Origin of the sequence: Cytobacillus firmus DS1, from assembly GCF_000565285.1 — a bacterium.
GTDB lineage: Bacteria > Bacillota > Bacilli > Bacillales > Cytobacillaceae > Cytobacillus > Cytobacillus firmus_A.
Genome location: NZ_APVL01000003.1, coordinates 163,964 through 184,727, shown reverse-complemented (window position 1 = coordinate 184,727; position 20,764 = coordinate 163,964). Strand labels below are relative to the sequence as shown.

The 20,764-nt window shown below is 45.6% G+C and carries 18 protein-coding genes; 15 read left to right on the top strand and 3 right to left on the bottom strand.

Going from position 1 to position 20,764, the window contains the following annotated elements; translation table 11 throughout:
- Nucleotides 1-12 precede the first annotated feature (12 nt).
- The 4 genes from icmF (at nucleotide 13) to PBF_RS05285 (ending at nucleotide 6,645) form a co-directional block, all read left to right on the top strand.
- On the top strand, nucleotides 13-3,279 hold the full coding sequence (gene icmF, locus PBF_RS05300) for a fused isobutyryl-CoA mutase/GTPase IcmF (protein ID WP_035328009.1): 3,267 nt from the start codon (nucleotides 13-15) through the stop codon (nucleotides 3,277-3,279).
- Nucleotides 3,280-3,768: 489 nt separating this feature from the next.
- Complete coding sequence (locus PBF_RS26400) at nucleotides 3,769-3,945, top strand: hypothetical protein (RefSeq protein WP_200870016.1); 177 nt, start codon at nucleotides 3,769-3,771, stop codon at nucleotides 3,943-3,945.
- A gap of 247 nt (nucleotides 3,946-4,192) precedes the next feature.
- A complete protein-coding gene (gene rpoE, locus PBF_RS05290) occupies nucleotides 4,193-4,765 on the top strand; it encodes a DNA-directed RNA polymerase subunit delta (RefSeq protein WP_035328003.1) in 573 nt (190 codons plus the stop codon).
- 272 nt (nucleotides 4,766-5,037) lie between these two features.
- Nucleotides 5,038-6,645, top strand: coding sequence for a CTP synthase (locus tag PBF_RS05285; protein ID WP_035327999.1), 1,608 nt, complete (start codon nucleotides 5,038-5,040; stop codon nucleotides 6,643-6,645).
- A 126-nt stretch (nucleotides 6,646-6,771) separates the two neighbouring features.
- Here the strand turns inward: PBF_RS05285 and PBF_RS05280 are convergent, their stop codons facing one another.
- Nucleotides 6,772-7,293 carry a DUF2529 domain-containing protein gene (locus tag PBF_RS05280; protein WP_035327998.1) on the bottom strand — a complete coding sequence of 174 codons (522 nt, stop codon included), beginning with the start codon at nucleotides 7,291-7,293 and terminating at the stop codon, nucleotides 6,772-6,774.
- Between the two features lie 211 nt (nucleotides 7,294-7,504).
- Here PBF_RS05280 and PBF_RS05275 point away from each other — a divergent pair, with 211 nt between their 5' ends.
- The 9 genes from PBF_RS05275 (at nucleotide 7,505) to PBF_RS05230 (ending at nucleotide 16,928) form a co-directional block, all read left to right on the top strand.
- Entirely contained in the window at nucleotides 7,505-7,879 is a 375-nt protein-coding gene (locus tag PBF_RS05275) for a response regulator (protein WP_172581936.1), read from the top strand.
- 257 nt (nucleotides 7,880-8,136) lie between these two features.
- Nucleotides 8,137-8,994: a class II fructose-bisphosphate aldolase gene (locus PBF_RS05270; RefSeq protein ID WP_019380596.1), complete on the top strand. Its 858-nt coding sequence runs from the start codon at nucleotides 8,137-8,139 to the stop codon at nucleotides 8,992-8,994.
- A gap of 146 nt (nucleotides 8,995-9,140) precedes the next feature.
- Complete coding sequence (fsa, locus tag PBF_RS05265; protein WP_009332284.1) at nucleotides 9,141-9,785, top strand: fructose-6-phosphate aldolase; 645 nt, start codon at nucleotides 9,141-9,143, stop codon at nucleotides 9,783-9,785.
- A gap of 857 nt (nucleotides 9,786-10,642) precedes the next feature.
- A complete protein-coding gene (locus PBF_RS05260) occupies nucleotides 10,643-11,929 on the top strand; it encodes a UDP-N-acetylglucosamine 1-carboxyvinyltransferase (RefSeq protein WP_035327994.1) in 1,287 nt (428 codons plus the stop codon).
- A 166-nt stretch (nucleotides 11,930-12,095) separates the two neighbouring features.
- Nucleotides 12,096-13,058, top strand: coding sequence for a class II fructose-bisphosphatase (gene glpX / locus PBF_RS05255; RefSeq protein WP_035327992.1), 963 nt, complete (start codon nucleotides 12,096-12,098; stop codon nucleotides 13,056-13,058).
- A gap of 348 nt (nucleotides 13,059-13,406) precedes the next feature.
- Nucleotides 13,407-14,672, top strand: coding sequence for a transcription termination factor Rho (gene rho, locus PBF_RS05250; RefSeq protein ID WP_035327990.1), 1,266 nt, complete (start codon nucleotides 13,407-13,409; stop codon nucleotides 14,670-14,672).
- 448 nt (nucleotides 14,673-15,120) lie between these two features.
- The gene (gene rpmE / locus PBF_RS05240) at nucleotides 15,121-15,333 is read left to right on the top strand and encodes a 50S ribosomal protein L31 (RefSeq protein ID WP_009332279.1); all 213 of its coding nucleotides are present in this window, start codon (nucleotides 15,121-15,123) and stop codon (nucleotides 15,331-15,333) included.
- Between the two features lie 191 nt (nucleotides 15,334-15,524).
- Complete coding sequence (locus PBF_RS05235; protein WP_035327985.1) at nucleotides 15,525-16,145, top strand: thymidine kinase; 621 nt, start codon at nucleotides 15,525-15,527, stop codon at nucleotides 16,143-16,145.
- Between the two features lie 342 nt (nucleotides 16,146-16,487).
- Nucleotides 16,488-16,928 (top strand): hypothetical protein, encoded by a 441-nt coding sequence (locus tag PBF_RS05230; protein ID WP_035327983.1) that lies wholly within the window; start codon nucleotides 16,488-16,490, stop codon nucleotides 16,926-16,928.
- Nucleotides 16,929-16,954: 26 nt separating this feature from the next.
- Here PBF_RS05230 and PBF_RS05225 read toward each other — a convergent pair whose 3' ends face one another.
- Both PBF_RS05225 and PBF_RS05220 read right to left on the bottom strand, forming a co-directional pair.
- Nucleotides 16,955-17,917, bottom strand: coding sequence for a DMT family transporter (locus tag PBF_RS05225; RefSeq protein WP_035327982.1), 963 nt, complete (start codon nucleotides 17,915-17,917; stop codon nucleotides 16,955-16,957).
- 11 nt (nucleotides 17,918-17,928) lie between these two features.
- A complete protein-coding gene (locus PBF_RS05220; protein WP_035327980.1) occupies nucleotides 17,929-18,582 on the bottom strand; it encodes a GntR family transcriptional regulator in 654 nt (217 codons plus the stop codon).
- Between the two features lie 204 nt (nucleotides 18,583-18,786).
- Here PBF_RS05220 and prfA point away from each other — a divergent pair, with 204 nt between their 5' ends.
- Together prfA and prmC are read left to right on the top strand one after the other, a co-directional pair.
- Nucleotides 18,787-19,860, top strand: a complete 1,074-nt coding sequence (prfA, locus tag PBF_RS05215) for a peptide chain release factor 1 (protein ID WP_035327978.1) — start codon at nucleotides 18,787-18,789, stop codon at nucleotides 19,858-19,860.
- 7 nt (nucleotides 19,861-19,867) lie between these two features.
- On the top strand, nucleotides 19,868-20,722 hold the full coding sequence (prmC, locus tag PBF_RS05210) for a peptide chain release factor N(5)-glutamine methyltransferase (RefSeq protein WP_035328388.1): 855 nt from the start codon (nucleotides 19,868-19,870) through the stop codon (nucleotides 20,720-20,722).
- Nucleotides 20,723-20,764: the final 42 nt, after the last annotated feature.

The following is a 20,764-nucleotide window of genomic DNA, read 5'->3' as shown; positions in this document are numbered from 1 at the left end:
AGGGGGAGAACGATGAGCAATCCAGAAGTCTATAAGCCGAAAAATCATATTCGTTTTGTGACTGCTTCCAGCCTATTTGACGGGCATGATGCTTCCATCAACATTATGCGCCGCATCATCCAGGCAAGCGGGGCAGAGGTCATCCACCTCGGGCATAACCGTTCTGTGGAGGAAGTCGTAAATGCTGCGATTCAGGAAGATGTGCAGGGAATCGCCATTTCCTCTTATCAGGGAGGACATGTGGAGTACTTCAAATATATGTATGATCTTCTGAAGGAAAGAGGCGCTTCCCACATCCGCATTTATGGCGGAGGGGGCGGTGTCATTATCCCGAAGGAAATCAAAGAATTGCATGACTACGGAATCGCGAGGATTTTCTCGCCGGAAGACGGCCGTCTGTACGGTCTTCAGGGCATGATTGATCAAATGATCAAGGAATGTGATTTCCCGACGTTCACAGCTGAAGCATCCGAGCAGATTGAAAAGCTTCAGGATGGGGAAACCAATGCCATTGCCAAGCTGATTACACTGGCAGAGCACCAGGTAACAGTAGGCAAAGAAGCGGCAGCTGCGCTTGAGCCGGTCATGGAGAGAGTGAAGTCACTGGAAAAGCAAGTTCCTGTGGTGGGAATTACGGGTACAGGCGGTGCCGGAAAAAGCTCGCTGACTGACGAATTAATCCGCCGTTTCATAAATGAAATTCCGGAGAAAAAGGTTGCGATTCTTTCAGTGGATCCGACAAAACAAAAAACGGGCGGTGCGCTTCTTGGCGACCGTATCCGCATGAACGCCATCTTTAATCCGCGTGTCTACATGCGCAGCCTGGCAACAAGAAATTCCCGCAGTGAGCTGTCGCTGGCGATTCAGGATGCGATTTCTGTTGTCAAAGCAGCCGGTTTTGATTTGATTATTGTGGAAACAAGCGGAATCGGGCAGGGAGATGCCGGCATTACGGAAATTTGTGATGCCTCCATGTATGTCATGACAAGTGAATTCGGTGCGCCTTCCCAGCTTGAAAAAATTGATATGATCGATTATGCAGATTTGATCGTCATTAATAAATTTGAGCGTAAAGGCTCTGAGGATGCGATGCGCCAGGTGCAAAAGCAGTACCAGCGCAGCCGGATGCTTTTTGAAAAAGAGCTTGAAGACATGCCTGTCTACGGAACTATTGCGAGCCAGTTCAATGATCCTGGCACAAATGCGGTGTTTGCGGCACTGGTGGAAACGATTAATGAAAAAGCAGGCACAGACTGGAAGACAAGTTTTACAAAGAACGCAAAAGTTGAAAAGCAGAATGTCATTATTCCGAATGAACAGCGCTATTATCTGCGCGAAGTTTCTGAAACAGTCCGCGGCTATCACAAGAAAGCGGAGGAGCAGGCTGATCTTGCCCGCAAACTGTTCCAGCTGGAAGGGGCTCTGCTTGCTGTGAAAGAACAAGGAGGAAATGAAGAAGCCATTGCTTCTCTTGAAGCCATTAAATCGGCGGCAGAAGAAAAGCTGACGGCTGAAACAAAGAACATTCTTGCAGGCTGGGAAGATCTGAAGGAAAAATACTCAGGCGAGCAATTTGTAACAAAAATCCGCGATAAAGAAATCGTGACGGTTTTAAAAACAAAGAGCTTATCCGGACTGTCCATTCCAAAAGTGGCACTGCCTAAGTACAAGGATTACGGAGAAATCATCCGCTGGGTATACAGAGAAAACGTGCCGGGTTCCTTCCCTTATACAGCCGGTGTTTTCCCATTCAAACGCGAGGGTGAAGATCCGAAAAGACAGTTTGCCGGAGAAGGGACACCTGAACGGACAAACCGCCGCTTTCATTATCTGTCCAAAGATGATGCCGCAAAGCGCTTGAGCACAGCATTTGATTCTGTAACCTTATATGGGGAAGATCCTGACTACCGCCCGGACATTTACGGAAAAGTCGGGGAGAGCGGAGTCAGCATCTGTACGCTGGATGATATGAAGAAGCTGTATGCCGGTTTTGACCTGTGCCATCCATCTACATCGGTTTCGATGACGATTAATGGGCCGGCGCCGATTATTTTGGCGATGTTCATGAATACGGCGATTGAACAGCAGATTGAGGCAAAAGAGCAGGAGCTTGGCCGCGTGCTGACACCAGAGGAATTCTCAGAAGTAAGGGCGAACACGCTGCAGACGGTCCGTGGAACGGTTCAGGCTGACATTTTAAAAGAAGACCAGGGACAGAATACATGTATCTTCTCGACAGAATTCGCTTTGAGAATGATGGGGGATATTCAGCAGTACTTCATTGACCATAAAGTAAGGAATTACTACTCTGTATCCATTTCCGGCTACCATATCGCAGAAGCGGGCGCCAACCCGATTTCACAGCTTGCCTTTACACTGGCAAATGGCTTTACGTATGTGGAGTACTATTTGAGCAGAGGCATGAACATCAACGATTTTGCACCAAACCTTTCATTCTTCTTCTCGAATGGACTGGATCCGGAGTATACGGTGCTTGGCCGTGTAGCGCGCCGCATCTGGGCAACGGTTATGAGAGATAAATATGGTGCGAACGAAAGAAGCCAGAAGCTGAAGTACCATATCCAGACCTCAGGACGTTCCCTGCATGCACAGGAAATAGACTTTAACGATATCCGCACTACTCTGCAGGCGTTAATGGCGCTTCAGGATAACTGCAACTCGCTTCATACCAATGCGTATGATGAAGCGATTACAACACCGACGGAAGAGTCTGTCCGCCGGGCGATGGCCATCCAGATGATCATTACAAAAGAGCATGGCTTGTCGAAAAATGAAAATCCGCTTCAGGGCGCCTTTATCGTGGATGAGCTCACAGACCTAGTGGAAGAACAGGTACTGAGAGAGTTCGAACGCATCAATGACCGCGGCGGCGTGCTTGGCGCCATGGAAACGCAATATCAGCGCGGAAAAATCCAGGATGAATCCATGTACTATGAAATGAAAAAGCATACCGGCGAGCTTCCAATCATCGGAGTCAACACTTACTTGAACCCTAATCCTCCATCAGAAGATGAAATGAACAACATGGAGCTTGCAAGGGCAACGAAGGAAGAAAAAGAAACGCAAATCCGCAACCTGCGCAGCTTCCAGGAACGGAACAAAGACAAATCGGAAGAGGCACTGAAACAATTGAAGGAAGCAGCAGTCAGCGGCGGAAACATTTTCGCCGCACTGATGGAAACCGTCAAAGTGGCAAGCCTCGGCCAAATCACCCGTGCATTATACGAAGTGGGCGGGCAGTACCGGCGGAATATGTAAAAAGAAATGCGGAAGCGCCTTGCCCACAAAGGAACGCAGACTAAGAACGCCACGTCCTGTGGCAACGTCTGCATGACCCGCATCCTGCGGGCCTCAAGCACAAGACGAGCCTTCCGGAAAGGCGTTCTTTGCCTTTTTGGGAGGATTGTCCGAAATGTGGAGGCGACTGCACAGGGACGACAAGTATAAGACGAGCCCTGCAAGAAGGTGTTCTTTCCTTCTGGAAGGGATTGGCTTATGTCTCGAGTCCCTAGGAGCCGAAACAAGACAAGCTTGTGACCTCGAGGGGGTAGGCGCTGGAGCTAGACAGTTCGCGAAGTTCAACAAAATAAATTCTGTTATTTGCACCATTAAAACAGGGTCTGCAGCTGCAGACCCTTGTTTTCTGCACTATTATTTAACATAGAATTAATATAAAATACATCCATATCCTATATAATGGAATTAATACATAGCAGTGCACTTCGGGGAATCTGAGGATGTGAAAATATGAAAAAAATCTTGCTCTACGCAGCCACACTTGGAGCTGCTGCAGGTGTTTATTTTTTATATGGAAAACAGCTGGGAGCCATAGCATTCTTCCTGCTCTCCATCTACTTCACCTGGCTCGCCTATAAAAAATGGGACCGGCCGCTGAGGGGCAGGAGACGGCGAAGGGCAGATTAGGTAAATCGAACCCACATGGTTTTTGCCTGCTGCCATTTGACGCTGAACAAATCTAATAATAATCTGCATAAAAATGTAGAGAACAGCAGATATAACTGGCATAAACCGTAAAAATTTGTTTATAATGAAGAATATGCCTTCTTGCAGGCTGTCCGCATGCATTTGCAGGGCCCTGCGGAAATTCAACTTATATAGTTTATAATTTGCGCGTTTATGAGCGTTTACATAGGGAAAGGAAGTGCTGATATTGAGTTTGGAACAGTTCTCAAAAGAAGAATTGCAGGAAATGTCCTTAATCGAAGTGGCGTATGAACTTCTGACAAGCAAAAAAGAACCAATGGCCTTTAATGACATCATGAATGAAGTAGCTAAACTTATGAACCTTTCAGAGGAACAAGTCAAGGGGAAAATTGCACAGTTCTATACAGATTTAAATATAGATGGCCATTTTATCGGATTGGGCGATAACCGCTGGGGTCTTCGATCATGGTATCCGGTTGACCAATATGAAGAAGAAGTCGTAACAGTAATCAAGCCTAAGAAGAAAAAGGCGAAGAAAAAGGACGACGATGATCTCGATCTTGAAGATTATGATGAGCTGGATGAAGAGGATATCGACTACGACGATATCGACGGATTCGATGATGATGATCTGACTGAAGACGATGATGACGATCTTCTAGACGATGACGATGATCTTGAAGATGATGATGATTTCGAAGATGATGATATCGTGGAAAAAGATGAAGAATTCGATCTTGGCGATGATGACGAAGAGCTTGAGGAAGATGACCTCGACGAAGACGAAGAAGATTTATAACCTTGACTTTTCGTTTCAGGGCTTGTAGAATACTTTTTGGGCTCCTTAAAAAAGGACGATTCGTTTAGACGCTAATAGCGCTCCCTTACTTACTTAAGTAAGAGGAGCGCTTTTTATTTTTTTACAGGCCATGTGCCTTTTTAAAAGAGCTAAACCATCCCTTTGCGATAAGCTTCCGCTGAAATAGCCGGAGGCTGAACAATAGAATTTTTATCATCAAGTCTTTAAACCGGCATCATTATGCACAAACTGATATCAAGGGGGAATTTTTCATGACTAAGTATATTTTTGTTACGGGCGGAGTTGTTTCGTCACTGGGAAAAGGAATCACGGCAGCATCGCTTGGTCGCCTGCTGAAAAACAGAGGGTTAACGGTTACGATTCAGAAATTCGATCCTTACATAAATGTGGATCCGGGAACAATGAGCCCGTACCAGCATGGTGAGGTGTTTGTAACAGGAGACGGGGCAGAGACTGACCTGGACTTAGGCCACTATGAGCGTTTTGTTGATATTAACCTGACAAAGTACAGCAGTGTAACGACTGGTAAAATTTACTCCACTGTCCTTAGAAAAGAGCGCCGCGGCGACTATAACGGCGGAACGGTACAGGTTATTCCGCATATCACAAATGAAATCAAGGATAAAGTTTTCCGTGCTGGCCATGAAACGAATTCTGATGTGGTCATCACAGAAATCGGCGGAACAGTAGGGGATATTGAGTCACTTCCATTCCTTGAAGCGATCCGCCAGATTAAGAGCGATATCGGCCGCGATAATGTAATGTACATTCACTGTACACTGGTTCCTTACATCAAGGCAGCAGGGGAAATGAAAACAAAGCCGACACAGCACAGTGTTAAAGAACTAAGAAGCCTTGGCATTCAGCCAAACGTCATCGTTCTCCGTACAGAAATGCCAATTTCCCAGGATATGAAGGACAAAATTGCGCTATTCTGTGATATTGATAAAGAAGCAGTTATTGAAGCAACAGATGCGGATACTTTATATTCTATACCGCTATCCCTTCAAGATCAGAAGCTTGATGAAATCGTCTGCAAGCATTTGAAGCTGAATTGCGGAGAAGCGGACATGACTGAGTGGAAGCAGCTGGTTGACAAGGTTTTAAACCTTTCAAGGAAAACCAAGATTGGCCTTGTCGGTAAATATGTTGAATTGCAGGATGCTTACATTTCTGTTGTTGAAGCCTTAAAACATGCAGGTTATGCCTTCGATTCTGATATTGAGATCAAATGGATCAACTCTGAAGAAGTGGACAGCACGAACGTGAATGAACTGCTTCAGGACGTGGACGGAATCCTGGTTCCGGGCGGATTTGGAGACCGCGGCATTGAGGGGAAAATCCTTGCGATTCAATATGCACGCGAAAACAAAAAGCCATTCCTTGGCATCTGCCTGGGCATGCAGCTGGCATCCATTGAATTTGCAAGAAACGTACTGGGTCTAGAAGGGGCGCACTCAGCAGAAATTGCTCCTGAAACACCGCATCCAATTATTGACCTTCTGCCTGAGCAAAAGGATATTGAAGATTTAGGCGGAACTCTAAGGCTTGGACTGCAAGCCTGCAAATTGAATGAAGATACAAAAGCATTTGAAGCTTACCAGGATGAAGTGGTATATGAGCGTCACCGCCATCGCTATGAGTTCAACAACCACTACCGTCAGGATATGGAAAAAGCAGGCTTTGTCTTCTCTGGTACAAGCCCGGACGGCCGCTTAGTGGAAATCATCGAAGTCAAGGATCACCCTTGGTTCGTCGCTTCCCAGTTCCATCCTGAATTCATCTCAAGACCAACTCGCCCTCAGCCATTATTCCGTGAATTTGTCGGGGCATCATTGAAGTTTAGCGAGAAACTATAATGTATGAAAGATCCCTCCGGATTCGGAGGGATCTTTTGTTTGTCCTTACGCACGCAAACCGGCTGTATTTGGTGCATAAATAGTAAATGCCTTTGCGCACCCGAGGCACAGTGAAACCCGCAAAATCTACTCAAACTCCGCCAAAATTTCATCAATCGTAAACTTAATTCCGTAATACACAAACAAAGCAGCCATGGAGGCCGGATAGCCGAAGCGATTGCCCTCTTCGTCAGGCAAAAGGCCTTTCGCAAGCTTTAAATCTATATGAACATCAGCCAAATCAGCCAGGCTGCCGCCGCTTTCAGTCCTTAAAGTGCTTACTGCCACAAAGGGGATCCCTTTTTCGGATAAAGATTTTGCCAGAGCGGCTGCGTCTTCGTCATCCGAATATCTTGAAAAAATGATGACTCTGTCTGTTTCTGAGACTTCCGACTCTTTCTCCAATATCGCTGCATCTCTAAGCGGTTCCTGGCTTTGAACGGCTTCATAGCCGATTGCAGCCATTTCTTTAGTTCCATAAATATATATTTTCCCATCACCGGCAGCGGCCTGGGCCAAAAGGCGGGCGCTATCCTCTATGGAAAATTCCTCTTTTTCCTGAAGTCTTTTAAATAAGCCTGTCAGCTGGGTAGAAAACATCTTCAGCAAATCCGTTCACTCCTTCATCTCTTCCTGCGGTTCTATTATAGAGAATAGAGAAAGAAAGGTAAAATATTCAAAGGTAATTGCTAAAATAAGAAGGAATAATCATGTTTTACAGAGAAATTAGCTGTAGGAGAATGTATAGTTAAGTGACCTGCAGTCATAATTCAGTATGGTTTTAAACCTAAGTGCTTTTAATACGACAGAAAGAGGTGGCTTGATGAAAGGGAAAATTTTAATCGTAGATGATCAGTTCGGAATCCGTATTTTGCTTAATGAGGTACTGCAGAAAGAAGGGTACGACACGTACCAGGCTGCCAATGGAGTCCAGGCACTCGACATTGTTTCCAAGCATTCGCCTGACCTTGTTCTTCTTGATATGAAAATACCGGGAATGGACGGGATAGAAATTTTAAAAAGAATGAGAGTAGTGGATAAAGATATCCGTGTCATTATCATGACGGCTTACGGTGAACTCGATATGATTCAGGAAGCAAAGGATCTGGGTGCTCTTACTCACTTTGCGAAGCCATTCGATATCGATGACATCAGGGCGGCAGTAAAGAAATATTTGCTTGTCCCTAACTCGTAATAAGCCAAAATTACCCGTTTTTAACCTGAAATTCCAACACTATAAAAATGATAGCGTTTGCTTTATGACAATTCATAAAAACGCGCTGGAATAATGGCTTTTCTAAGTCCTTTTTGGTATGATAACAAATGAATTCCAAAGGGTCGTCTCAGTTTAGCGGACTATTTTAAGGGTACATATTCGATAGTGTTAAGGGGAAAACTTTAACAGTATTTAGTCTGTTGAACTTAAACGATTATCAATAAGGAGGAAGAAAAATGCCTTTAGTTTCTATGACTGAAATGCTTAATAAAGCAAAATCAGAAGGCTATGCAGTAGGTCAATTTAACTTAAACAACCTTGAGTTCACTCAAGCGATCCTGCAGGCGGCAGAAGAAGAAAAATCACCGGTTATCCTTGGTGTTTCCGAAGGTGCTGCACGCTACATGGGCGGTTTTAAAACGGTTGTAAAAATGGTTGAAGGACTGCTTGAAGATTACAAAATTACCGTTCCTGTGGCTATCCACTTAGACCACGGTTCAAGTTTTGATAAATGTAAAGAAGCAATCGATGCCGGATTCACATCTGTTATGATCGATGCTTCCCATGATCCATTCGAACAAAACGTGGAGACTACTTCAAAAGTAGTTGAATATGCACACTCAAAAGGCGTTTCAGTAGAAGCTGAGCTGGGAACTGTCGGCGGACAGGAAGACGATGTTGTGGCTGATGGCGTTATTTATGCTGATGCTAAAGAATGTGAAGAGCTGGTTAAGCGCACAGGCATCGATTGCCTTGCTCCGGCACTGGGTTCTGTTCATGGACCATACAAAGGCGAGCCTAACCTTGGCTTTGCTGAAATGGAAGAGATCGGAAGCCTTACAGGTGTTCCTTTAGTTCTACATGGAGGAACTGGAATCCCAACAAAGGATATCCAAAAGTCCATCTCTTTAGGAACTGCAAAAATCAATGTAAACACTGAGAACCAAATTGCTTCTGCTAAACGCGTTCGCGAAGTATTGGCAGCAGATACAGAAGTATACGATCCGCGCAAATACTTAGGACCGGCACGCGAAGCGATTAAAGAAACTGTAATCGGCAAAATGCGCGAATTCGGTTCTTCAAACAAAGCATAATAAATAACTGCACGAGAAACCGCTTCTAGATATAGGGGCGGTTTGCCTTATTTATTGAGGCGCACCCCCATGTAAGGCTTTACAGAATCACAGCTTTATTTAATAATACATTGATATTAGAATAATTTTATAAGGTGGGATTTTATATGAAGTTTTTCATCGATACAGCGAACATGGACGAAATTAAAGAAGCATATGCCCTTGGGGTAGTTGCAGGAGTCACAACCAACCCTTCATTGGTGGCAAAGGAAAAGAATGTATCCTTCCCTGACCGTCTTCGTGAAATCACGGATTTGGTGCCGGGCTCAGTTAGCGCCGAGGTCATCGCTCTTGATGCTGAAGGCATGATTAAAGAAGGAAGAGAGCTTGCTGCGATTGCGCCGAACATTACAATCAAGGTGCCAATGACGCCGGATGGCCTGAAAGCAGTAAGTGCTTTTTCAAAAGAAGGCATTAAAACAAATGTAACCCTGATCTTCAGTGCAAACCAGGCGCTGCTTGCTGCAAGAGCAGGTGCGACATACGTTTCTCCATTCCTTGGACGTTTGGACGATATTGGCCACAACGGTCTTGATCTGATCTCCACAATCGCAGAGATCTTCGCGATTCATGATATTGATACAGAAATCATTGCGGCTTCCATCAGACATCCTCAGCATGTGACGGATGCAGCATTAAGAGGAGCTCATATCGCGACAGTTCCATATAAAGTCATCCAGCAATTATTCAACCATCCTCTGACAGATAAGGGAATCGAAGCATTCCTCGCAGACTGGAACTCAAGAGGATAATTGATTCTTCGGAAAAATAACTCTAGGAAACTGGCTTTGTTTATTTTTACTTTGAGAGCTGTTTAGCGCAAGCAGCCTACCCCCTCGAGGTCACAAGCCGATCCACCTAAAAAGGCAAAGGACGCCTCTCCAGGTGGCCCGTCTTGTGCTTGAGGCCCACAGGATGTGCGTCCTTAGTCTGCGTTCCTTAGGTGGGAAAGGCGCTTGCGCTTTTCTTGATCAAAGCCAGCCCCATTAACTTGTACCCCGGCTTTTTAGTGCATCTTTCTTAATTTTAACTTTTTTTGAATACAATACATGAGATTTGATTTTTCGTGTAAACTATAAGATAAAGATAATGTCGGAATCTGTAAAAAACATATGGAAAATTGTTCCTTATGCAAGTTGCAATGTTGCAAAATGCAGATACATGATAATATGAAAGTGCATATTTTCCCAAAGACTATATTTTTCCGATATTAAAAAAAGACAAGCCTATATTCAAACTATTAACGCCGATAACTGTCTAGCTGCAGCGCCTACCCCCTCGAGGTCACAAGCCGCTCCTCCCAAAAAGGCAAAGGACGCCTTTCTTTGAGGATCGTCTTGTGCTTGAGGCCCACAGGACAAGGAAGGCTATGTCAGCATAAACATCGCACGACCAAAAGCGGCAGCTTTTGGGAGGACGTGGCGCTCTTAGTCTGCGTTCCTTAGGTGGGCAAGGCGCTTCAGCTTTTCTTTAGAAGCTATGGCTATTTCCTGCCAAAGTTGGTTAAAAAAGTAGTGTGTAGCTTTTGCTGTAAGGGCTATCAATTTTTTAAATATTGAAGTCAAATTCCAGCATATGTGTTTAACAACGGCTTAGAAGGGAGTTACAAATGGAAAAGCTAATGATTGCAGGTGGATATCCTTTAAAAGGCACTGTCCGGATCAGCGGAGCGAAGAATAGTGCAGTCGCACTGATACCAGCTACCATTTTAGCGGAATCACCTGTAACAATTGAAGGTTTGCCGGATATTTCGGATGTACAAATTCTAAAAGATTTGCTTGAAGAAATAGGGGGCACTGTCGAATTCTCTGAAAATGATATGACAGTTGATCCCTCTTCCATGATTTCCATGCCTTTGCCGAACGGAAAAGTAAAAAAACTGCGTGCTTCCTATTATTTAATGGGAGCGATGCTCGGCCGATTTAAAAAAGCGGTTATTGGACTTCCCGGAGGATGCCACCTCGGACCAAGGCCGATCGACCAGCATATAAAAGGGTTTGAAGCTCTTGGCGCACGTGTGACCAATGAGCAGGGAGCCATTTACCTTCGTGCCGATGAACTGCGCGGAGCCCGTATTTATCTCGATGTTGTCAGTGTGGGAGCAACCATTAATATCATGCTGGCAGCTGTCAGGGCAAAAGGCAGAACCATTATCGAAAATGCAGCAAAAGAGCCTGAAATCATTGATGTTGCTACGCTTTTGACCAATATGGGCGCGAAAATCAAAGGTGCCGGCACAGATGTGATCCGCATTGATGGCGTGGACAACCTGCACGGATGCCAGCATACGATCATCCCGGACCGGATTGAAGCGGGAACGTATATGATCGTGGGTGCAGCGGCCGGAGAAGGCGTGCTGATTGACAATGTCATTCCGCATCATCTTGAGTCCTTAATTGCCAAGCTGCGCGAAATGGGCGTTCAAATTGAAACGAATGACGACCAGGTTTTTGTCGGGCCAGCAGAGAAAATGAAAGCTGTGGATATTAAAACACTTGTTTATCCGGGCTTCCCTACAGACCTGCAGCAGCCGCTGACTTCATTGTTAACGGGTGCTGAAGGGACAAGCATGGTCACTGATACTATTTATAGTGCCCGTTTCAAGCATATTGATGAGCTGCGCAGAATGAATGCCAACATTAAAGTGGAAGGACGCTCTGCGATCATCAATGGGCCTGTGCAGCTTCAGGGTGCTAAAGTTAAGGCGAGCGATTTGCGCGCCGGCGCAGCACTGGTAATTGCCGGCTTAATGGCAGAGGGAGTTACCGAAGTCACAGGCTTAGAGCATATCGACAGAGGCTACAGCCATCTGGTTGAAAAGCTGAATGGACTTGGTGCCACAATCTGGCGCGAAGAAATGAGCAAAGAAGAAATGGAACAGATGAAGAACGCATAAATAGAACACCTTTGAATCTTGACAGCTGACTGATCATTACTTGATGAAAAATCAAAGTAAGATCAGTAGACAAATATAAAGTAAGGCGGGCATTTGCGGTGCCGGGGTAAGAAGCCGGTCCGCATTTGCCATGCTGCCAGCCTTAGAATCCGGGGAGGAAAAATCGATGGAAAGAAGTTTGTCAATGGAATTAGTTCGCGTAACAGAAGGTGCCGCTTTAGCATCAGCACGCTGGATGGGGCGCGGATTAAAAGATGAAGCGGATGATGCCGCTACTTCTGCAATGAGAGATGTATTCGATACGGTGCCAATGAAGGGAACAGTCGTTATCGGGGAAGGCGAAATGGATGAAGCGCCAATGCTTTATATCGGGGAAAAGCTTGGAACAGGCTATGGTCCGCGTGTAGATGTCGCTGTCGATCCGCTTGAAGGCACGAACATCGTAGCATCCGGCGGCTGGAATGCATTAGCTGTTCTTGCGGTAGCTGATCACGGAAATCTTCTGCATGCTCCGGATATGTACATGGACAAAATTGCAGTCGGTCCTGAAGCGGTTGGACAAATTGATATTAACGCTTCTGTTCTGGATAATTTGAAAGCGGTGGCAAAAGCCAAAAACAAGGATATTCAGGATGTTGTGGCGACAGTGCTTAACCGTGAGCGCCATGAACACATCATCAGCCAGCTTCGCGAAGCAGGTGCCAGAATAAAATTAATCAATGATGGCGACGTGGCTGGAGCCATTAATACTGCCTTTGATGAAACGGGTGTCGATATTCTGTTCGGATCCGGCGGAGCACCAGAAGGCGTGCTGGCAGCTGTTGCCCTCAAGTGCCTTGGCGGGGAAATTCAGGGGAAACTTCTTCCGCAAAATGACGCAGAGGCTGAGCGCTGCCTGAAGATGGGCCTTGATATTAATAAAGTCCTGCTTATGGAAGACCTGGTAAAAGGCGATGACGCGATCTTTGCTGCAACAGGCGTAACTGATGGGGAGCTTTTGAAAGGCGTACAGTTTAAAGGCTCATATGGTTCAACCCATTCAATTGTTATGCGTGCCAAATCAGGAACGGTCCGCTTTGTAGAAGGGCGCCATAGCCTGAAGAAAAAGCCTAATCTTGTTATAAAATAAATATATAAACAGATAGAAAATGAGTGCTGGCCGCATTGCGCCAGCCTGCTCATTTTCATTTCCTTCCTGCTATATTTTCCATATCAAATTTTGTTATTGATTAATTTTCATATTAAGGGGTAAAATAGAGATTGTTTTTCATGGAATAGGATACCTCAAAATTTTAACCGAAAACGGACAGCAAACCGTTCCATTCCTCGAAACCTTTAATTAAGAACATAATGATAGATTCTTCAGCTATTTTCAGTGCCTCAAAGTATCTTTCCCTTTCCTTTCATATAAAGTCCAATAATTTGAACAGCTGCATATGGAGGAAATGATTGAAAATTTCAAAAGTGTGGTGTAAAAATGGGTTTAAACATTTCAAGTTTAGAAAATATGAAGCTTAAAGAGCTTTATGAACTTGCCCGTGAATATAAAGTTTCTTATTACAGCAAGTTATCGAAAAAAGAATTAATTTTTGCCATCCTGAAAGCAAGAGCAGAACAGGAAGGCTACTTCTTCATGGAAGGTGTCCTGGAGATCATTCAGTCAGAAGGATTCGGTTTCCTTCGTCCAATCAACTATTCACCAAGCTCTGAGGATATTTATATTTCCGCTTCCCAGATCCGCCGTTTCGATTTGAGAAACGGAGATAAAGTTTCAGGGAAAGTCCGTCCTCCAAAAGAAAATGAGCGTTATTTCGGCCTTCTGCAGGTTGAAGCCGTGAATGGCGATGATCCGGAATCAGCAAAAGAGCGCGTTCACTTTCCTGGTCTGACTCCTTTATATCCAAACCGCCATATGAAATTGGAGACAGGTACAAGACAGCTGTCTACAAGAATTATGGACCTGCTTGCACCGGTTGGATTCGGGCAGCGCGGTCTGATTGTCGCGCCTCCAAAAGCAGGTAAAACCATGCTGTTAAAAGAAATAGCCAACAGCATCACAACCAACCACCCGGAAGCAGAACTGATCGTGCTATTGATTGACGAGCGCCCGGAAGAGGTAACAGACATCGAGCGTTCAGTTGCAGGCGATGTGGTCAGCTCTACGTTTGATGAAGTGCCGGAAAACCATATTAAAGTGGCCGAGCTCGTTCTTGAACGTGCTATGCGCCTTGTTGAGCATAAGCGTGATGTTGTCATTTTAATGGACAGTATTACAAGGCTGGCAAGAGCATATAACCTGGTTATTCCTCCAAGCGGCAGAACCCTTTCCGGCGGTATTGATCCGGCGGCATTCCACCGTCCAAAGCGTTTCTTCGGTGCAGCCCGGAACATTGAAGAGGGCGGAAGCTTAACGATTCTGGCAACGGCACTCGTTGACACGGGTTCGCGCATGGATGATGTTATTTACGAAGAATTCAAGGGGACAGGCAATATGGAGCTGCACCTTGACCGTGCACTGGCTGAAAGAAGAATCTTCCCGGCCATCGACATCCGCCGCTCCGGCACGCGTAAAGAGGAACTTCTTATTCAGAAGGATCACCTGGACAAGCTTTGGGCAATCCGCAAGTCCATGTCAGATTCACCGGACTTCGCCGAAAAACTGCTTCGCAAGCTAAGACAGACAAAATCCAACGAAGAATTTTTCGCTAACCTTGCAGAAGAAATGAAGGCTAAGCGTTCGTAATCACATTTGGATGCAATTGTCGTTTTTTAGGAATGCTGTTTTTGTTAAATTTGGTTTCTGCAGTAATCTAAATTACTCTATTGAGTTGGTTGGAGCGGAGGGCGCTTGATCCTCGAAAATGCTAACGCATTTCCTTCGTGCGGTGTTCATTCGAGGAAGCTTATTCAATGTCCTGCGGGAGGAGAGGGAGCGGGAGACCCCGCAGGCGAAGCCGAGGAGCTCTGTTCCTCCCCGCGGAAAGCAAGTGCCCGCAGCGGAAATCAACGGGCACCAATAAGAAGCAAAAACATTATTTTGGAAATTTCAGGATGCAGAATTCGCTTATTGCAAAAAACACATGGACTTGTTATAATGATGACAGTGTGTTTTTGAAGTTTACGGCAATTCATGATTGCCCGTAATATATAACTCTGTTTCGAATGATTCAGGGCGGAAGGAGATGAAAAGAATGAAATCAGGAATTCATCCTAACTATAAAAAAGCAATGGTGAAATGTGCTTGCGGTAACGAGTTCGAAACCGGTTCTGTTCAAGAAGAGATCCGCGTTGAAACTTGCTCTGAGTGCCATCCATTCTATACTGGACGTCAAAAATTCGCTGAAGCCGGCGGACGTGTTGACCGTTTCAATAAGAAATACGGCATTAAGTCAGAACAAAAATAATAAACAACAAAAACAGGCAAGTTAACTTTCTTGCCTGTTTTTTATTGCAAAATAAGCGGTTATGAAGAATTATTTTTAGGGACCTTTTTGTTTTGAAAGTGCGAGTGCACATTAACAGCTCGACCCCTTTCTTCATAAATTAGTAAAAACAAGCCATTCTATTAGTTAGAACGAGGAAGGAGAGGCCGTTCATGTACGTTATGAATCATCACGGATGGGTGGAAGTCATTTGCGGCAGCATGTTCTCCGGCAAATCAGAAGAACTGATTCGCCGTGTGCGCAGAGCTCAGTTCGCCAAACAGCAAATCGCTGTATTCAAACCGCAGATTGATAACCGATATAGTGATGAAGCTGTCGTTTCACATAATGGAACTTCGGTCATAGCTAAACCCCTGACCCAGTCTACCGATATTTTTAAATACATTACACCTGAAACTGATTTGATTGCTATCGATGAAGTGCAATTTTTTGATGATGAAATTGTCAAAGTCATTCAGCACCTGGCTGACAGCGGACATCGTGTCATCGCTGCCGGACTTGACCAGGATTTCCGCGGGGAGCCGTTTGGCCAAATGCCTGCCATCATGGCGATAGCAGAATTGGTAACAAAGCTTCAAGCCGTCTGTGCCGTCTGCGGATCACCTGCAAGCCGTACACAGCGCCTGATCAATGGAAATCCAGCTTCATATGATGACCCGGTCATTTTAGTTGGCGCCTCAGAAGCATATGAACCGCGTTGCCGCCATCATCATGAAGTCCCCAAATCACCCAATGTTTTGGAAAAACAGAAGACAACCGAGTTTTTATCATAAATTCATACTTAACGATCTCTCTGCCCTGGTGTGTTCCGGGCAGTTTTTTTATTTTGCAAAAAGCGAAAAACCCGGGAATGAGTCCGAACCTGGATCAACTTCAGACACAAAAAGCAAAAATCCGGTAGATTGAGTCCGAATCTGGATCAACTTCAGACACAAAAAGCAAAAATCTCGTGATTTTTGTCTGAACCCGGAGCGACTTCAGACAAAAAACTAAGAAAAATGGTCACCATGGCTTCAGCCTAATCAAACTCAATGCCTTCCCGCCCCAGCTCTGCCTTATTTTGGACCGCACATTCCTCCCTCTAGCGGACATGCTATAAAAAGGAGGTGGAAGAAATGAAGAAGCTGAGTATATTCCTTTTGATGCTCGCATTTACGGCGGGCTGTGCCAATAATAAAGCAACTGAAAGTGAGTATGACCATGAGAGCCGGGATGGCGTATCATTCATCAATAATAATTTGGACCGCACGGAGGACAATGATACATTGGACCGGACGATGAGCGGAGACCAAAATCCAAACTTTATCAATTTTGACGGCAAGCGCGTGGATAACCAGGATGATATCGACCATGCCCGCAAGTTGATTGCTGCACATGAAGGATTTCGGCCTGGAGCTGTCTGGGTTAATGGAGAAGATATGTGGGTGACAGCTTATCGGCGAGGCAATATGACCCATCAGGAAAAAATTGATGCTCAAGCCCAACTGCACAAAATGCTGATCAAGGCTCTTCCCCGTTATCATATTGAAGTAAAGGTTCAGGAAGACCGCACGTAAAATGCCCTGCTTACCAGGGCATTTTTTTACGCAGCTTTTCTTTTCAACAAGACTTTGTTCGAGGTCACATAACTGTGCAGCACCATACCGATGATTACAAGTGCCATCCCTGTCAACGAAATACCGGAAGGCAGCGGGCTTGACAGCAGCAACACTTCCCCAAGAACAGCGAACAGGACCTCGAGAGATTGAGTTGCTTCTACAGCCCCCAGCTTTTGCATGTTGCCCCGGACGAGGTCTGTTGCTGCAAAGAATAATACAGTGGCAAAAACGCCGGAAAAGAGGGCGACTAAACTGGATTGTGTGAATTGGCTGAAACTGGGCACTCCGCTTGTTGCCAGGGCAGCTGCTGAAAGCAGGAACCAGAACGGAAGACTGGCAATTGTCATCCCAAGCACACGCTGATATGCATCCAGCCGGTTCTCACACACATCCATCATTTTGCGGTTGCCTAACGGGTAGGCGAAGGATGCGATAACCAGAGGAATGATGACAAGCATCGTATCCCGCCAAGAAATGGAGGAGGCGTGCTCTGCTTGCATGACAGCAACTCCAAGAAGGATAATCAGACTCATTATCAAACCGCGAATGGGGATTTTTCCTCTAACCCTCGCAGTTCCATCTCCATTTTGAAAGGTAACAAAAAACAGCGGTGCAAGCAGGGAGCCGGAGATAATCGTAATCTGCCAGGTGCCGGCAATCAGCCAGCCGGGACCATAGGCCGCTGCAAAACATAACGGAGCATAAAATAAACCGAAGCCAATAAAGCTCCATAACAGCCATTGGCCCGGAGCCTTTTTCATCTCAGTAAATAATGGCCGTAAATTTCCTCTGAATATCACAATGGCACCCAAGAGGGGAATCATAAAGAAATAGCGGAGCGATGCACTCCATAGCCAGCTCCCGCCATCCATTTCCATTGCCCGGTTTAATACAAAAGTGAAAGCAAAAAAGAAAGCGGAGCATACGCCTAATAGAATAGCTTTCATACGAGTTCACCTCATTTCCCTGTTAAAAGCCCGCCAAGGCTCAGCCAGTTTTCCTCCACCAGTCTGGATGCCAGCTGCTCTTGGCCTTGCCTGCTCGCTTCGATAATCCTCTTGTGCTGCTCAACAGATTCCAGCCCATTCAATGATCCAAATTGAGCAATCTCCAGACGCTGAATTTTGGGCATAATCCTCTTTAAGGAAGAGATAATTTCGGGATTATTTGCAGCAGTAAGATAAATCTCGTGGAAGGTTTCATCTGCTTGTACTGCACTGAGAATATCCTGTTGTTTTATGGACGCCTCCAGCTTTTTATTGGCTGCCTCAAGTCTTTCAAAATCACTTGGCATTAAGCGGGGAACGCCAAGCCTTGCACCTAAAGCATGCAGGGAAGCTGCCACAGGAAAGGCGTGGCTGGCACCCTCTTCATTTAGAGGTGTGACTCGGGTGGATGAACCGGGCGTCGATACAACGAGCCCCTCATCCTCAAGCCGCTTTAGGGCTTCGCGGACAGGAGTGCGGCTGATCCCAAAGTCTTCTGCAAGCTCCTTGTCATGAAGGCGCGAACCTGGTTCAAAAACAAGCTGGATAATATTTTTCTTAAGTGTTTCGTAAACTTCATCTCTAAGGGACAAACGTTTGATAGGTGTAATGTTTTTATTTTTCATAAAACCAATATATCGGATATTGCAAGATCCCGCAATGATTTTTCAGAAAATTCCCGGACGAAAGAAAGCCATGAATCGTTTTGACTGTAACTATCAGCTATACTATAATTAGAATGTTAAGCTGTTACGGCTGTAAAATAAAATTAACTATACCCCGCCGGGAAAGACCAGCGGTTATTGGATAAAAAATTGAGGTGAATGGCTGTGTTTGATCGTCTTCAATCTGTCGAGGACCGTTATGAAAGATTAAATGAGCTTTTGAGCGATCCGGAAATTGTCAATGATCCGAAAAAGCTTCGGGAATATTCAAAAGAACAGTCCGGTATTCAGGAAACTGTTGACACATACCGCGAATATAAAGAAGTGAAAGAGCAGTATCAGGATGCGCGTGCCATGCTTGAAGAGAAGCTGGATGCAGAAATGCGCGAAATGGTAAAAGAAGAGCTGGCTGAGCTTGAAGATAGAAAAGAGGACCTGGAAGCGCGTCTGAAAATCCTCCTCATTCCAAAAGATCCGAATGATGATAAAAACGTTATTATGGAAATCCGCGGTGCAGCCGGCGGCGATGAAGCTGCCTTATTTGCAGGTGACCTATACCGCATGTACAGCCGCTTTGCCGAGACGCAGGGCTGGAAGATCGATGTCATTGAAGCCAGCTCTACGGGTGTAGGCGGCTATAAGGAAATCATCTTCATGATCAACGGAAATGGCGCATATTCCAAGCTTAAGTTTGAAAATGGCGCACATCGTGTTCAGCGTGTACCGGAAACTGAATCCGGCGGGCGCATCCACACTTCTACGGCAACGGTTGCGGTTCTTCCGGAAGCAGAAGAAGTAGAAATCGACATTCATGAGAAAGATATCCGTGTGGATACATTTGCTTCAAGCGGACCGGGCGGACAGAGTGTTAACACGACAATGTCGGCTGTTCGTCTGACTCACTTGCCGACAGGTACGGTTGTATCCTGCCAGGATGAAAAGTCACAGATCAAAAATAAAGAAAAAGCGATGAAGGTTCTTCGTGCCCGTGTTTATGATAAATTCCAGCAGGAAGCACAGGCGGAATATGACCAGCAGCGTAAATCAGCAGTTGGTACCGGAGACCGCTCTGAGCGTATCCGTACGTACAACTTCCCGCAAAACCGTGTAACCGATCACCGCATCGGATTAACGATCCAAAAACTTGATCAGATCCTTCAAGGCAAGCTTGATGAGGTTATTGATGCGCTGATCGTGGAAGAGCAATCTGCCAAGCTGGACAGTGCATCCAATGAGTAATTCAACGATGAAAGTATATGAAGCCCTCAACTGGGCTTCTTCTTTTTTAAAGAAGTCAAATCGTGATGTGAATGCCGGTGAGCTGCTATTGCAGCATTTTATGAAGATGAGCAGGGCAAGCTTTCTGGCTAATCTGCGTGAAGAATTGAATCCGGAAATCCTGTCTGAATTCCAGAGAGCTGTGCAGGCACACGCAGAGGGCAAGCCTGTGCAGTATATCATCGGATCTGAAGAATTTTACGGGCGCACCTTCCAGGTGAATGAAGATGTCCTTATTCCAAGGCCGGAAACAGAAGAACTGGTTTTTAACGCTCTGCAGAAGATAAGCAAGCTGTTTGGCACCGCAACTGGGCTTGAGATGGCGGACATTGGCACCGGAAGCGGAGCGATTGCTGTTACGATGAAGCTCGAAAAACCGGAATTAACTGTCACGGCCACAGATATCTATGGGCCGACCCTTGAGCTTGCTGAAAAAAATGCAGAACAGAATGGCGCGGAGATCGAATTTTTCCAGGGAGATCTTCTCCAGCCCCTCATCTCAAAAGGAAAGAAATTTGATATCATTCTATCAAACCCTCCGTATATACCGGAAAGGGATATCGAGTGGATGTCAGATGTAGTCACCAAGCACGAACCGCATCGTGCCCTCTTTGCAGGAGAAGAAGGACTGGATCTATACAAGCGCTTTATGACAGAGCTGCCAGCCGTCATCAAAGACCGTGCCCTCATCGGCTTCGAGGTAGGAGCCGGACAAAGTGAAGCAGTTTCGGCACTCCTGCAAAAGGCTTTCCCACAGGCCAATATAGAAACCCTCTGCGACATAAACGGCAAAGACCGGATGGTTTTTGCGGAAATCGGGTGACAGGCACCACCCGAATTTTGTCGAATAGTAGAAACTAGAAAA